This is a genomic window from Pseudovibrio sp. Ad5 (assembly GCF_001623095.1).
GTDB lineage: Bacteria > Pseudomonadota > Alphaproteobacteria > Rhizobiales > Stappiaceae > Pseudovibrio.
This window is the reverse complement of record NZ_LMCH01000065.1, coordinates 66,477-81,353: the sequence shown is the minus strand read 5'-3', so window position 1 is coordinate 81,353 and position 14,877 is coordinate 66,477. Positions and strand designations below refer to the sequence as shown.

The window sequence follows — 14,877 nt, the reverse complement described above, 5'->3', positions numbered from 1 at the left end:
GAGTTTTGCCTGTGTCGGAGAGTGAAATGAAGCCAAAGATTATGCTCACTGCTGGAGGAACGGGTGGTCACCTGTTTCCTGCACAAGCGCTGGCCTGTGAGCTGAAGCGCCGTGGGTATGGTGTTGAGCTGATCACGGACAGTCGCGCAGACAAGTACGGTAGTGCTTTCCCAGCAGATAACGTGCATCTGGTCAAAAGCGACACCATTCGTGGCAAGAACCCGATTTCTCTCGCCAAAACTGCGATCAAACTTGGTCTGGGTACGTTGCAGGCGATGAAAGCAATCCGCGCGGCCAAGCCTGCTGCGATTGTTGGCTTTGGCGGGTATCCGACCTTTCCGCCTATGTTTGCTGGTCGCCTCTTAAGCGTTCCATCCATTTTGCATGAAGCCAATGCTGTGATGGGGCGGGCGAACCGGATGCTAGCCAAAGGTGCAAGTGCTGTTGCGACCAGCTTTCCGCTGAAAACATTGCCTGCTGATCTGGCTGCTAAAGCGACCATGACCGGTAATCCATTACGTGACAATGTGATTGCGGTGTGTGGTCAGGCTTATAACGCACCTGAAAAAGGTGGCGCTTTTCATCTGCTGGTGTTTGGTGGCTCGCAGGGTGCGCGCGTGTTCTCTCAGATTTTGCCCGAGGCGTTGAAGCTGATGGCGCCGGAAGATCGCGAGCAGCTGGTGGTTGTGCAACAGGCGCGGCCGGAAGATCTGGAGGGGCTTGAAAGCTCTTATCGCGAAATGGGTGTTGCGGCGCAAGTGGCGTCTTTCTTTACTGATTTGCCTGAGCGCATTGCGGCGGCTCATCTGGTTATCAGTCGTTCCGGTGCTGGTACTGTATGTGAGCTGGCTGCGATTGGGCGTCCTTCTATTTTAGTGCCTTTACCGGGTGCTCTTGATAACGATCAGGGCATGAATGCGAATGTGCTTGCTGAAGCAGGTGGCGCATGGCCGATCCCACAAAAAGAACTTGATCCGCAACGACTGGCCCGTGAGCTGAAAGAACTCATGGATAATCCGGGCCGTCTTGCACAGGCAGCACAGGCAGCACAGGCGCAGGGCGCGCCGGAAGCTGTACAGCGCCTTGCGGATCTGACTGAAACACTTGTCGGTGCTGCACCGGCGAATGAACAGAGAGAGATTACCTCATGAAAATGCCAGTAGACATTGGGGGCGTGCACTTCGTCGGTATCGGCGGCATTGGAATGAGCGGTATTGCCGAAGTGCTGCATAATCTTGGCTACCGTGTTCAGGGCTCTGACATGTCCGAGAATGCAAACGTGCAGCGTTTGCGTGATAAGGGCATCAAGGTTATGGTCGGTCATGCAGCAGAGAACCTGGAAGGTGCTGATGTTTGCGTCATCTCTTCCGCAATCAAAGGCAGCAATGTTGAGCTGAAGGCTGCACGCGAAAACAACATGCCTGTTGTGCGCCGCGCTGAAATGCTGGCTGAGCTGATGCGCTTTAAACAAGCAATTGCCATTGGCGGCACGCACGGCAAGACGACGACGACCTCTATGGTTGCGGCGCTGCTGGATGCTGGTCACATGGACCCGACTGTTATCAATGGCGGCATCATCAACGCTTATGGCACCAATGCCCGCATGGGTGAGGGTGACTGGATGGTGGTTGAGGCGGACGAGTCCGACGGGACATTCGTCAAGCTTCCTGCTGATATTGCGGTGGTGACCAACATCGATCCTGAGCATCTTGATCACTACGGCGATTTTGATGGTGTCCGCGCTGCGTTTGCTCAGTTTGTTGAGAACGTTCCGTTCTACGGTTTTGCGGTTATGTGTCTGGATCACCCAGAGGTGCAGAGCCTTGTGGGTCAGATTGAAGACCGCCGGATCATCACCTACGGCACCAATCCGCAGTCTGATGTTCGGTTTACTGATGTCTCCACCAAGGGTGGCAAGTCCATCTTTACCGTGATCATTCATGATCGCCGTGGGAATAAGGTAACTGAGCTGAAAGATCTGGTGTTGCCAATGCCGGGTCTGCACAACGTTTCCAATGCGACAGCTGCAATTGCTCTGGCGCATTCTCTCGGTATTTCTGATGCGAACATCCGCAAGGGGCTGGCAAGCTTTGGCGGAGTGAAGCGCCGCTTTACGCACACTGGCTCCTGGAACGACGTAGAGTTCTTTGATGACTACGCGCATCATCCGGTTGAGATTAAGTCCGTCTTGCATGCGGCGCGTGAAGCAGCTGAAGGTAAGGTGGTTGCTGTGATGCAACCGCACCGTTTTACGCGCCTGCAGAGCCTGTTTGAAGATTTCTGTGCCTGCTTCAATGATGCAGACAAGGTTGTGATTACACCTGTGTTTGCGGCTGGTGAACAGCCGATTGAAGGGGCTGGTCAGGCTGATCTGATCTCTGGTCTGCGTGCTGGTGGTCACCGTTCGGTTCACAGCATTGCTGGTCCTGATGAGCTGGCTGGTAAGATTGCGGAGCTGGCGGAGCCGGGTGATCTGGTGATTTGCCTTGGTGCAGGGAACATTACCCAGTGGGCTTACAAGTTGCCTGTAGAGTTGGAAGCGCTCTCTCCCAAAGGAGAGACTGTATGAGCCAAACTGTAAGCTACCCTGATCTCCTGCCGCTTCTTGGTGATGCTGTCGAAGACATTCGCGGTCGCCTGATCCCGAACCAGCTGCTTTCTGCTGTGACATGGTTCCGTGTGGGAGGTCCTGCGCAGTTGATGTTCCAGCCTGCTGATGAGGCAGATCTGGCTGTGTTCATGAAAGCACTGCCAGAGGATGTGCCGGTGACTGTGGTTGGGCTTGGTTCCAACTTGCTGGTGCGTGATGGTGGCATTGAAGGTGTTGTTATTCGTCTGCCAATCCGCGGGTTTGGGCAGGTTGAATACCTTGGCAGCCATAAGTTGCGGGCAGGAGCGTGCGTTCCTGACAAGAAGCTGGCGGAAGAAGCGGCCAAGACGGGCACAGGTGGATTTGCATTCTACACCGGTATTCCAGGTGCTGTTGGTGGCGCCTTGCGCATGAATGCAGGGGCTCATGGGACAGAGACAAAGGACCGTGTTGTTAACGTTAACGCGGTGACACGATCCGGCGAAATCCTCACTCTTTCCAATGAGGAAATGGGCTATGCGTATCGCCATTCTTCTGCCTCCAAGGACCTGATTTTTACCAGTGCGGTGTTTGAAGGTTTTGCGCAGAGTGAAGATGAGATCCGCGCGGAAATGGCTGAAGTTGTTGCTCATCGTGAGAAAGCACAGCCCATTCGCGAGAAAACCGGTGGTTCCACTTTCAAGAATCCTGACGGCAACAGTGCCTGGAAGGTGGTTGATGCGGCTGGATGTCGTGGATTGCAGATCGGCGGCGCAAAAATGTCGGAATTACACTGCAACTTTATGTTGAACGTTGCAGACGCTACCGCTCACGATTTGGAAATGCTTGGCGAGACTGTTCGCCGGGATGCTCTGGCAAAGACAGGGACGCGTCTGGAATGGGAAATCAAGCGTCTTGGGGCGTTTGTGGACGGAGCGGCGATTGAGCCGTTTTTGGGTAAAGCGGGCTAATTCCGTTCACGTGTTGTTTTAGGCGTTTAAATCAGGATTGGGTTTTGTGATGACCAAGCATGTTGCAGTTTTGATGGGTGGATGGGTTGCTGAGCGGCCTGTTTCTCTGTCTTCAGGCAAAGACTGTGCGGACGCTCTGGAAGCGGCTGGTTATCAGATCACGCGTGTGGATGTTGACCGCAACATTTCTGCTGTGCTTCAGGAACTGAAACCAGACGTGGCATTCAATGCGCTGCATGGGCCGTTTGGCGAGGACGGGGCTATTCAGGGTATTCTGGAAGTGCTCGATATTCCCTACACCCATTCCGGGGTGATGTCGTCTGCGCTTGCCATGCATAAGGAAAAGGCGAAGGCCGTGATGAAGGCTGCCGGTGTTCCGGTTGCCAATGCCATTGTGGCCAGTCGCGCTGATGCTGCGCGCCGTCATGTGATGGAGCCGCCTTATGTGATCAAACCAATCAACGAAGGATCGTCCTTCGGTGTGCTGATTGTGAAGGAGGGGCAAGAGCATCCTCCGCAGGAATTGACACGCGAAGATTGGCAGTATGGTGATTTGCTCATGGTCGAGCGTTACATCCCAGGCCGCGAATTGACGTGCGCGGTGATGGGTGATGTGGCGTTAGGGGTACTAGAAATTGTACCGCTGGGTCACACTTATTACGATTATGACGCAAAATACGTCCCAGGCGGTTCACAACACATACTTCCTGCGGAAATTTTACCATCTGTTTACCAAGAAATACAAAAATCAAGTCTCAAGGCACATCAGGCTCTGGGGTGTCGCGGCGTTACACGCGCCGACTTCCGTTTTAACGAAGGACCCGGTGGCCTAGGAGAACTGATTTGTCTTGAGGTGAACACTCAACCCGGCATGACGCCAACATCACTGCTCCCGGAAATCGCGGCACATGCCGGACATGATTTCCAAGAATTGGTGAGTTGGATCGTGGAGGACGCAAGTTGCGGAAGATAAAGGCAAAATTTGATGCATTGCGGGAACGCACAGGCGTCTGGAGCTATCGCTTCAGAAGTCGTGGCGTATCGCGTTTGCACCAGAGACCCGCTTGGGGGGTCACTGGATTTTTTGCACTTATCCCATCCTGGGCACCAACTGCGAGTGCTTTTGGCTTCCTTGCATTGTCCGCTGCCTATGGCATTACGCTCGGTGGACACGCCCGTAATGTGAGCGAATCAGTTACATCCTCCGTCGGTTTCGCGGTGAATGAGATCAAAATGGAAGGTTTGCAGCGTGTTACCGAGTTTCAGGTGCTGGAAGCGCTTGAACTTCATGAACGACCTTCTTTGATGTTGTTTAATGCGGCTGACGCGAAGGAGCGTCTGGAAAGTATCGCCTGGATCCGGAATGCGGCCATCCAGAAGTTCTACCCCGGTACGCTGCGTGTGATGATCAAAGAGCAGGAGCCTTATGCGCTCTGGCAACGTGGGGACATTACGTCTGTCATCACTAAAAAAGGCGAGGTCATCACTGATGAGGTGGATGGCCGTTATGCGAACTTGCTTCGCGTGGTCAATCATGGTGCGCAGTTGCGTGCTGGTGAGATCATGAACGAGCTGGACAATTTTCCTGGCATTCGTGCCCGGGTGCGCGCTGCAAAGCTGCGCTCTGAACGACGCTGGGATCTTGCCCTGGAAAACGGAATTACAGTGCGTCTGCCAGAATTTGATGTTGGCGATGCGCTGGCCGAACTTAAGAAGCTGGATGATCAAGGTGGTTTGCTCTCCCGCGATATCGTCGCGGTGGACCTGCGTTTGCAGGATCGCGTTGTGGTGCGTCTTTCGGATGACGCTGCCATTCGCCGCAAGACCACCATCGAGCAACGGGGTACGCCCTCCAACTCCGGGAGGGACACATGAGCTCGAATAAGAACGTGATTTTCCTGCCGCGGATGCGGCCTTTGCCAAGCCGCAGATCTGTTGTGGTTTCTGTGCTGGACGTCGGCTCCACGAAAGTGTGCTGTATTATCGCGAAACTGGTGCCTGGTGACGAGGAAGACCTGATGCCAGGCCGTTCGCATGGCATTGAGGTGCTGGGATACGGCTATCAGGCGTCTGCGGGCATGAAGTCCGGCGTTGTTGTGGACATGGATCAGGCTGAGCAGGCGATCCGCCGCGCTGTTGATCAGGCCGAGCGTATGGCTGGTGTGATGGTGGAGACACTGCTGGTCACCGTCAGCTGTGGTCGTCTGCAGAGCGAGATCTTCTCCGCTACTGTGCCGCTTGGAACTGAAGGTGTGACCGAGGCCGATATTCAGCGTGTACTCGCTGCCGGGTCTACCCACACAGCGACCGAAGGGCGGGCGGTAATGCATGCGCTGCCGATCTCCTACGGGCTGGATGGCAACCGCGGTATTCGCGATCCGCGTGGCATGATGGGCCGCAAGCTAGGCGTGGATATGCAGGTGGTTTCTGCAGAAGTGCCGCCGGTGCGTAATCTGGAGCTTTGTATCGAACGTGGGCATCTGCAAGTGGAGTCTCTGGTTGCGACGCCTTACGCAGCAGGCCTTTCCACACTGGTAGAAGACGAGATTGAGCTGGGTGTTGCCTGTATCGATATGGGTGGTGGTACGACTACGCTCTCGATTTTTGTTGATGGTCAGATGGTGCATCTGGATGCGCTGGCTGTTGGCGGTAATCACGTCACCATGGACGTGGCGCGCGCGCTCTCCACACGGATGGAAGCTGCTGAGCGTTTGAAAGTTTTGCATGGGTCTGCCCTGCCAAGTGTGGTGGACGACCGTGATTTTATTCAGGTGCCGCCCGTGGATACGGATGGTGATCTGCCAACGCAGGTCCCCCGGGCGATGCTAACGCGGGTTATTCGCCCGCGTGTTGAAGAGATATTGGAGATGGTGCGAGACCGGATTGTCGCTTCTGGTTTTGCAGGCCGAGTGGGTAAACGTGTTGTGCTGACAGGTGGGGGCAGTCAGTTGACTGGTCTTTCTGAAACGGCACGACGCATCCTTGGGCGCAGTGTGCGTCTGGGGCGTCCGCTGGGTATCTCCGGTTTGCCAGAGGAAGCCAAGGGTCCGGCGTTCTCGGCAGCTGTGGGCCTGCTGATTTATCCGCAGGTGGCACAGATTGAGCAATTCGAACCCCGGCACCAACGTCGTGGCCTTAAGGGCCGCGGGAGCTATCTGGCTCGGGTTGGTCAGTGGATTAGAGAAAGTTTCTAGTGGGGATCGCATAACCCCCACTATCACGAGTTTCGCCAGATGCGGCGGACGCACGAGAGGAAGAACGACATGCCCGACTTCGGGCATGTTATTAGGGTCGCGAGGTTAATATGACAATCAACCTGAAAATGCCTGATATTCAGGAATTGAAGCCCAGGATCACCGTATTCGGTGTTGGTGGCGGTGGCGGAAACGCCGTAAATAACATGGTAACGAGCGGTCTTCAGGGCTGTGACTTTGTTGTTGCTAACACGGATGCACAAGCATTGGCTCTTTGCCAGGCTGAGCGTGTTATCCAGATGGGCGTTGCTGTGACTGAAGGCTTGGGCGCTGGTTCCCAGCCTGAAGTTGGTGCAGCTGCTGCAGAAGAAGTTATTGACGAGATCAACGATCACCTGTCCGGCTCGCATATGGTGTTTATCACCGCGGGTATGGGTGGTGGCACCGGTACCGGTGCTGCGCCAGTTGTTGCTCGTGCTGCGCGAGAGCAAGGTATACTGACCGTCGGTGTGGTTACCAAACCCTTCCAGTTTGAAGGGTCCAGACGTATGCGTGTTGCCGAAGCCGGCATCGAAGAGTTACAGCGTAATGTTGACACTCTCATTGTTATTCCAAACCAGAATCTGTTCCGCATTGCGAATGCACAGACCACTTTTGCTGACGCCTTCTCTATGGCTGATCAGGTGCTGTATTCCGGTGTTGCGAACGTCACTGACCTGATGGTCAAAGAAGGCCTCATCAACCTCGACTTTGCTGATGTACGCTCCATAATGCGTGGCATGGGTAAAGCGATGATGGGTACCGGTGAAGCGTCCGGCGAACAGCGTGCCATCCAGGCTGCTGAAGCTGCGATTGCGAACCCGCTGCTTGACGAGACTTCCATGAAGGGCGCGCGCGGTCTGCTTATCTCCATCACTGGTGGTAACGACCTGACGCTGTTTGAAGTTGATGAAGCTGCAACTCGTATCCGCGAGGAAGTAGATCCAGAAGCGAACATCATTCTTGGTGCGACCTTCGATGAATCTCTGGACGGTATCATCCGTGTTTCTGTTGTTGCGACTGGCATCGACAAGGAATTGCGTGAAGACATCTCCCCAGCCGAAGTTCGTATGGCTGAACTCACAGAGCGTCTGCAGAGCGCTACTACGTCTACGCCCAGTTCAGCGGTAGCTGCGCCGGTAGAAGTAGCACCTGCACCCACCCCAGTTCGTGCGATGCGCGCGATGGGCTCCGCAGTGGCCGAAACATTTATGCACTCTGAGCCGGTTGCTGTTGCAACTGACCCGGAAGTGGAAATTTCTCCTTATCAGGCCCGACGTTATGAGCCTGTGCAGGAATATGATGCACTTGACGAACCAACTCAGGCTTTTGATGAGCCTACCAATATACCTGAGCCGTTTATTCCACCTGTTGCACAAAAGGTTGAGTCTCAGACACGTATGCCACGTGTTGAAGACTTCCCGCCAATTGCACAGCGTGAAATTCGTGCGCGCACGGATGCTCCTGCTGCAGCGCCTGCTCCACAGCCGGCAACTGCAACTCCAAAGCCAGCACCAGCCACTATGGCCCAGCCGGTTGAAGAGCATGATGAGCATCATTTGGAAGAAGAGCGTCGCCCAATGGGTCTTCTGCGCCGTCTGACTGGTGGCCTTGGCCGCCGTGAAGATGAGCACATGGAGCACCATGAGCCAGTGCAGGCAGATGCGTTTGCTGAGGCACCACGACAGCCAGCACCGCCTCGTCCTGCTGAGCCTCAGAATCACGGTGCAGCCGGGACTCTGGACGCTGGTGGACGCCCTGCGCCAGCACGCTCACAGATGATAGAAGATGATCAGTTGGAAATCCCGGCGTTCCTGCGCCGCCAAGCCACCTGATTATCAACAGAACTCGCGCCTCTCGAGCAGCAATCCGGATTTTTCCGGGTTGCTGCTTTGCGCTTTTAAGTGGAATTGTCGGTAAATGTACCTAAAATTTTCAGGACGTTACAAACCGTAATAAAGCTTTATTTTATTTGGTAATGCCCTCGGGCTATGTTCCAGCCAACCCGAAAAGGGTATTCGAAAGTAGTGGCTCGTGAGGTTCAGTATGTACCTGGAGCGGAATGATAAAGGCTGGAACATTATGGGAATGCGTGTCGAAAAACAGACAACGCTTGCAGACAGTGTAACCTTGAATGGTATTGGGGTTCACTCCGGCGGTCCAGCTTCCATTACTCTTCACCCTGCAGACGCTAATTCCGGTATTGTTTTCCATCGTAGCACCAAGGGTGGCTACGTGCAGACGGAAGCAAACTGGAAGGAAGTCACTGCAACATCTTTGTGCACCGTACTTGGTGATCCTCATGACAGCGGCATCTCTACCGTTGAGCACCTGATGGCTGCTCTGCGCGGTATGGGCGTTGACAATGTGACCGCTTATATTGACGGACCTGAGATGCCAATCATGGATGGTAGCTCCGAAGCATTCGTTGAAGCTATCGACCGCGTTGGCCTGAAAACGCTCGGCACAAAGCGTCGCTTTATTCGCATCAAAGAAAAAGTTCGTTACGTTTCTGGTGATCAGTGGTGTGAACTCAACCCGTTTGACGGCACCCGTTTTGACATCACCATCGATTTTGATCACGAGAAAATTGGTTGTCAGCAGCTCAAGTTTGACCTGACACCTGATTACTTCCGTGATGAAATTTCCCGTGCCCGTACCTTTGGTAGCGTGCAGGATGTTGAGAAACTCTGGAAGCTTGGCTTTGCCATGGGCTCTTCCCTAGAGAACTCCGTTGCTCTTGACGGTGATCGCGTTCTGAACCCTGAAGGAACCCGTTGGGCAAACGAATTCGTACGTCACAAAAGCCTTGATGCGATCGGTGATCTTGCTCTTGCTGGTCTGCCTATTTTGGGCGAGTACCGCTCTTACAAAGGCGGTCACCGTATGAATCACTGCATCCTTGTGGAGCTTTTCAAGAACCCGGATGCTTTTGAAATTGTCGAAGCTGATGTTGCTCTGGTAGATCGTCATGCACGCGAAAAAGGTCATGCCGAGTTGATTGGCGGACTGCAGGCTGCAGCATTTGGCCCTAACGTCTCCTGAGGCTAAAATAGTTATTCAACGGTTTTTGCCTCTATTCCGACATAAATTCGAGGCAAATGCTGTGGTACTACGTGACGTTATCCAAACATTGAGATAGAAGCGTGAACTGGGAGGGATTTTACCCGAATCCCAACACGATAGGAGTCGGAAACATTGCTGCGTTCAGATGCTGCCGGGACTGCTTTGGGGGCTAATCGCCTCAAAAGAGCGATTAGATATACCTCTTTGGCGATGGCACTCGTTATTGCGGGCTGTGCAACCAAGGATGATGTTGATGATCTTGCGCTGGATGAAACTCCTGCGGAAGTGATGTTCAATGAGGCTTTGGCTCTTCGTGCATCTGGCGACGTGCAAGCGTCTGCGAAAAAGTTCTACGAGCTTGACCGCATCTATCCTTACTCCGAATTCGCGCGTAAATCGCTGATCAACATTGCTTACCTGAACTTCAAAATGGGTAAGTATCCTGAAGCGATTTCCGCTGCTGAGCGCTTTACCTCGCTTTATCCTGGTAATGATGATTCCGCCTACGCGCTCTTCATTATTGGTGAGTCCTACTTCCGTCAGATCCCAGATGTGGGTCGTGACCAGGCTGTGACCGCCAAAGCATTGGACGCAATGCGTGAAGTTGTTCAGCGTTACCCAGATTCTGAATACACCAAGCAGGCTCGTCAGCGTATCCGCGCGACGGAAGATCAGCTGGCTGGTAAGGAAATGGAAGTTGGCCGCTACTATCTGGCGCGCCGTAACTACCTTGCCTCTATCAACCGCTTCAAGACTGTGGTGAGCAATTATCAGACCACCCGTCACGTTGAAGAAGCGCTCTATCGTCTGACCGAAAGCTATTATGCACTTGGTGTGACGAACGAAGCACAGACAGCTGCAGCGGTGCTGGGACACAACTTCCCGCAGAGCCAGTGGTACAAAGATGCGTTTTCTCTTTTGAAAAAGGGCGGTCTGGAGCCACATGAGAACAAAGGCAGCTGGCTTAGCAGGGCATTTGGGGATATGAAACTCCTTTAAGCCTTTCAAGGAATCGGAGTTTCCTAGACTACCATGCTGGCATCGCTTTCTATTCGGGATATCGTTCTCATTGATAAGCTGGATTTGCATTTCAGCGACGGCATGAGTGTTCTGACGGGTGAAACCGGTGCAGGTAAGTCTATTCTTCTTGACAGTTTAAGCCTCGCCCTTGGTGGGCGAGGAGACGCCGGACTGGTTCGGCATGGTCAGGACCGCGGTCAGGTAAGCGCAGTTTTCGACGTTCCAATGACGCACCCTCTTCGCACCCTTCTTCAGGAAAATGAACTAGAGCACGACAGTGACATCATCTTGCGCCGTGTTCAGGCGTCTGATGGACGTACCCGTGCGTTTGTGAATGACTCGCCCGTGAGTGCTGGTCTGCTGCGGCAGATTGGAGAGTTGCTGGTTGAGGTTCATGGACAGCATGATGACCGCGCCCTGATTGATCCTGAGAGCCATCGTCAGCTGCTGGACAGCTTTGGCGGGCTGGAAGGTGATGCTGCAAAGGTGGGGCAGAGCGCGAAAGCGGTTCGCACTGCCGAGAAGGCCCTGAAAGATCATGTTGCGCGCATTGAAGAAGCCCGCCGTGAGGCGGATTATCTGCGCTCCAGTGCTGATGAGCTGAGCGCGCTTGATCCTCGTGACGGAGAAGAAAACGAGCTTGCTCTGCGTCGTCAGGATATGATGCAGGTGGAGAAGATTGCAGGCGATCTGCGCGAGGGCTATGAGGCACTTGACGGACCAGCCTCTCCAATCCCTGAGCTTTCCAGTTTGTTGCGCCGTCTTGAGCGTAAGGTTGATCTGGCGCCCAACTATCTGACAAGTGTGGTTGAAGCCATCGGCGGGTCTCTGGACCAGCTGGAGGAAGCGCGCGGTGGTTTGGAGCAGGCGCTGCGTGACACGGATTTTGACCCGCAAGAGCTGGAGCAGACGGAAGAACGTCTGTTCGCATTGCGGGCTGCAGCTCGCAAGTATTCTGTGCAGCCGGATGACCTTGCTAAACTGCGGGCCCAGATGGAAGGTGACCTTTCTGATCTGGATGCAGGTGAAGAGAAATTGCAGGCGCTGGAAAGCGCTGTAGAGGCTGCCAAGCAAACCTATGACAAGCTGGCGGCGGCGCTGTCAAAGAAGCGTCAGAAAGCTGCCAAAGGCCTTGAGACTGCGGTTCATGCTGAGCTTCCGGCACTAAAGCTGGAACGGGCGCGGTTTATCATCAATATCGAGAGTGATGTTGAACAGCGCGGGCCGTCCGGTATCGACACTGTCGAGTTCTGGGCGCAGACCAACCCGGGTACTCGTCCGGGGCCTATGTTCAAGGTTGCTTCGGGTGGTGAACTCTCCCGCTTCCTATTAGCGTTGAAGGTGTCGCTGGCAGATAAGGGCTCGTCTCCGACACTGGTGTTTGATGAGATCGACACGGGTGTTGGCGGTGCCGTGGCTGAAGCGATTGGCGTGCGTCTTGCCCGCCTTGCGAACAGTGTTCAGGTGCTGACGGTGACGCATGCACCGCAAGTGGCAGCTCGTGCCAATGGTCACTTCCTGATCCGTAAAGATGAGGTGGAGAAGGACCGTGTGGCGACCCGTGTGACTGAGATCGCCGAGGGCGATCGACATGAAGAGATTGCCCGTATGCTCGCCGGTTCCACCATCACCGAAGAAGCCCGTGCCGCGGCCAAGCGTCTTATGGGCCAAGAAGAGCTGATTTAAGCTTCCTACTTTGATCGGAGTTCCTGCAACACATAAGGGTAAACTTGATCCCCTCCTATGGTAAGTTATTGACTTACCTATAGCCTAAGTTACCCGGAAACGCGTCTCCGACGATACACCGGTAGATTGTCACAAAGAAATTGCCCATATGTTGGCTCATTCCATCATATCGAAAAAGCTGACCCCTCCCGCAAAATCGCTGATGCCCAAGAATTGCTGGTGAAAGACACTTTGTCTCTGATCACTCGTACTCCGGCTCCATATAGATGGTGAAGCGGAGGGCGAGGATGATGGCGAGGGTTTGGGTGGCGGAGATGCCGAGCATGATGGCGATCTGGTACTGGACTGCCTCGATCGGGTTGAAGCCGCCGAGAATCTGACCGGTCATCATTCCCGGAAGAGAGACCAGTCCCAGTGTTGCCATGCTGGCGATAACGGGGGAGGCGGCTGCGCGCAGGGAGGATTTGACGAGTGTTCGCCGGGCTTCCAGTTTGGTCGCGCCCATGGTGGTGAGCAGCTCGATGTGTTCCTTATCTTCCGGTGTTCTCAAGTTGAACCGGCGCAGGGCGATGACCAGCGACCCCAGAGCGTTGCCGAGCAGCATGCCGGCGATTGGGATGGTGACCTGCGCAGAGTACCACGGCACAGGGCGGCTGAGGATTACGATGAACATCAGCAGTACTGGCAGCATGGCAATGAGTATGGCTGCCGTGAGCGGGGCTGTTGATTTGAGGCGGGGCATTTGTGCACGACCAGCCGAGGTGATTGCAGCGATTATTGCCATGGCGACCAGCCAGAGCAGGTTGAGGGCCAGATTGTCCAGATCGAAGACGGTTTGCAGATAGAACCCGATGACCAGCAGCTGAATGCTCATGCGGGCAATGGATATTGCCAGATCCCGGGAGAGGTCTTTGAGGCCCATAGTCCAGAGCAGGGACAGTGGGATGATTGCTATGAGATAAAAGAGAGCCAGATCACTCCACGCGACATTTGAGGTCATTGCGCGCGCTCCTGTGAGCCTGGCTGTGCTGGTTCGGGCAGTTCAATTACCTGATCAATCTTGCTTTGAAGGTGGGCGTCGTGGGTGACAGCCAGCAGTGTCCCGGTGTTTTCCATCAGCAGGTCACCACAGGCGAGGGCATGGGCTTTGTCGAGGGCTGCTGTGGGTTCGTCTGCAATCCACAAAGGACGTTGCAGAAGCAGCGCACGGGCGAGTGCGAGGCGTTGACGTTCGCCGCCGGAAAGGCTGCTTGTCGCCTGATCGAGTACCATGTTGGGCAGGCCCGCTGCTGTGAGAGCCTGAAGCATCTGAGTATCTGATGGCTTGCGTTTGTGATTGGCTTGCAGCTCAAACGGTGCCAGCAAGGCCTCGCGAATATGGTCTGCCAGAGGGCTCACGCGTTGAGGGAGCCAGTTGAGTTGTTTGTGGAGCTGTGTTCGCCCGCCTGCTGTGTAAGAGACGCCGTTGAAGAGCAGCTCGCCTGCCTCCGGTTTATCCAGCCCTGCGAGAATGCGCAGGAGAACCGTTTTGCCCCGACCGGAAGGGGCGCGGAGGCACAGTTTATCGCCTTCATACAGCTTGAAACAATAGGCGTGAAAGAGCTGGCGCCCTTGCTTGGTGACTGACATATTTCGGGCCTCGATAAGAGGCACACGCTCTGCGTCCTGAGGGGCGGCCATTGGAACTCCTGATTGCAGGAGGGAGAGTTCCCTAGTTGCTGTGGAAAATCAAGGAGGGAGTGGTGGCCATGGTGTTTTGGGAGTGGACCTTATTTGGGTGAGCCAAGGTCATGTGCTGCTTGTGCTCTCATGGAGCTGTTGAATGTAAGGGGCATGGTTCGATCCGATGCCCCTCACTGACGTTGCCCGATTAAGAAGTCGGGGCTTTCGCCTTGTTCATCAGTTTGATCTCAGCAGGGGTCAGCTTACGGGAGCCTTTGCCGCGCTTGAGATTGAAAGTAACCGGGTTTGGATAGTGATCCAGAGTTGCGCCAGTCGCTGCATCAACACCAACACCAATAACACCACCAAGGATAATGTTGCCAGCCATGCCAGCTGCACCTTTGCCGCTGACGCGGGTCTGAACATCGATGACCTGAGACTGGTAGCCCGGTGCAGATGCAGTCAGAGTGAATTCTTTTTTACGTGGAACGTTGATCACGCAAGGTCCAACACAAGTATGCGCTGTTGTTGATGTGATTTTTGCGTTTGCTGGCTTTACATCGATTTTGATGTCTTCAGATGTGCCGCGAACAACTGTGCCGCAACCGGCCAAGAGAATGCTGGATGCTACGACGCCAGCTACAAAATAGGATTTCATTTCCCAACTACC

The 14,877-nt window shown here is 54.5% G+C and carries 13 protein-coding genes; 10 read left to right on the top strand and 3 right to left on the bottom strand.

Annotation, left to right across the window (positions count from 1 at the left end; all coding sequences use genetic code 11):
- The first annotated feature begins 26 nt into the window (after window positions 1-26).
- The 10 genes from murG to recN all read left to right on the top strand — a co-directional run bounded on the left by murG (window position 27) and on the right by recN (window position 12,545).
- The gene (murG, locus tag PsAD5_RS23555) at window positions 27-1,151 is read left to right on the top strand and encodes an undecaprenyldiphospho-muramoylpentapeptide beta-N-acetylglucosaminyltransferase (protein WP_063293902.1); all 1,125 of its coding nucleotides are present in this window, start codon (window positions 27-29) and stop codon (window positions 1,149-1,151) included.
- Window positions 1,148-2,569, top strand: a complete 1,422-nt coding sequence (gene murC, locus PsAD5_RS23550) for a UDP-N-acetylmuramate--L-alanine ligase (RefSeq protein ID WP_063293901.1) — start codon at window positions 1,148-1,150, stop codon at window positions 2,567-2,569. Before murG ends, murC begins: the two co-directional genes overlap by 4 nt.
- Window positions 2,566-3,540, top strand: a complete 975-nt coding sequence (gene murB, locus PsAD5_RS23545) for a UDP-N-acetylmuramate dehydrogenase (protein ID WP_063293900.1) — start codon at window positions 2,566-2,568, stop codon at window positions 3,538-3,540. Before murC ends, murB begins: the two co-directional genes overlap by 4 nt.
- A gap of 46 nt (window positions 3,541-3,586) precedes the next feature.
- Window positions 3,587-4,513: a D-alanine--D-alanine ligase gene (locus PsAD5_RS23540; protein WP_208980677.1), complete on the top strand. Its 927-nt coding sequence runs from the start codon at window positions 3,587-3,589 to the stop codon at window positions 4,511-4,513.
- Entirely contained in the window at window positions 4,501-5,415 is a 915-nt protein-coding gene (locus PsAD5_RS23535; protein WP_208988788.1) for a cell division protein FtsQ/DivIB, read from the top strand. The genes PsAD5_RS23540 and PsAD5_RS23535 overlap by 13 nt, the downstream gene beginning before the upstream one ends.
- Window positions 5,412-6,734, top strand: a complete 1,323-nt coding sequence (ftsA, locus tag PsAD5_RS23530) for a cell division protein FtsA (RefSeq protein WP_063293899.1) — start codon at window positions 5,412-5,414, stop codon at window positions 6,732-6,734. The genes PsAD5_RS23535 and ftsA overlap by 4 nt, the downstream gene beginning before the upstream one ends.
- Before the next feature lie 110 nt (window positions 6,735-6,844).
- Window positions 6,845-8,608: a cell division protein FtsZ gene (gene ftsZ, locus PsAD5_RS23525; protein WP_063293898.1), complete on the top strand. Its 1,764-nt coding sequence runs from the start codon at window positions 6,845-6,847 to the stop codon at window positions 8,606-8,608.
- A 247-nt stretch (window positions 8,609-8,855) separates the two neighbouring features.
- Complete coding sequence (gene lpxC / locus PsAD5_RS23520) at window positions 8,856-9,818, top strand: UDP-3-O-acyl-N-acetylglucosamine deacetylase (RefSeq protein WP_057465827.1); 963 nt, start codon at window positions 8,856-8,858, stop codon at window positions 9,816-9,818.
- Between the two features lie 153 nt (window positions 9,819-9,971).
- Entirely contained in the window at window positions 9,972-10,838 is an 867-nt protein-coding gene (locus PsAD5_RS23515; protein ID WP_057465730.1) for an outer membrane protein assembly factor BamD, read from the top strand.
- A 33-nt stretch (window positions 10,839-10,871) separates the two neighbouring features.
- Entirely contained in the window at window positions 10,872-12,545 is a 1,674-nt protein-coding gene (recN, locus tag PsAD5_RS23510) for a DNA repair protein RecN (protein ID WP_063293897.1), read from the top strand.
- Window positions 12,546-12,786: 241 nt separating this feature from the next.
- On the opposite strand, the gene PsAD5_RS23505 is transcribed toward recN, so the two are convergent.
- From PsAD5_RS23505 to PsAD5_RS23495, 3 genes are all read right to left on the bottom strand, one after another.
- Window positions 12,787-13,545, bottom strand: a complete 759-nt coding sequence (locus tag PsAD5_RS23505; protein ID WP_063293896.1) for an ABC transporter permease — start codon at window positions 13,543-13,545, stop codon at window positions 12,787-12,789.
- Window positions 13,542-14,225 carry an ATP-binding cassette domain-containing protein gene (locus tag PsAD5_RS23500; RefSeq protein WP_063293895.1) on the bottom strand — a complete coding sequence of 228 codons (684 nt, stop codon included), beginning with the start codon at window positions 14,223-14,225 and terminating at the stop codon, window positions 13,542-13,544. The genes PsAD5_RS23505 and PsAD5_RS23500 overlap by 4 nt, the downstream gene beginning before the upstream one ends.
- 190 nt (window positions 14,226-14,415) lie before the next feature.
- Entirely contained in the window at window positions 14,416-14,865 is a 450-nt protein-coding gene (locus PsAD5_RS23495) for a hypothetical protein (RefSeq protein ID WP_063293894.1), read from the bottom strand.
- Between the last annotated feature and the right edge of the window lie 12 nt (window positions 14,866-14,877).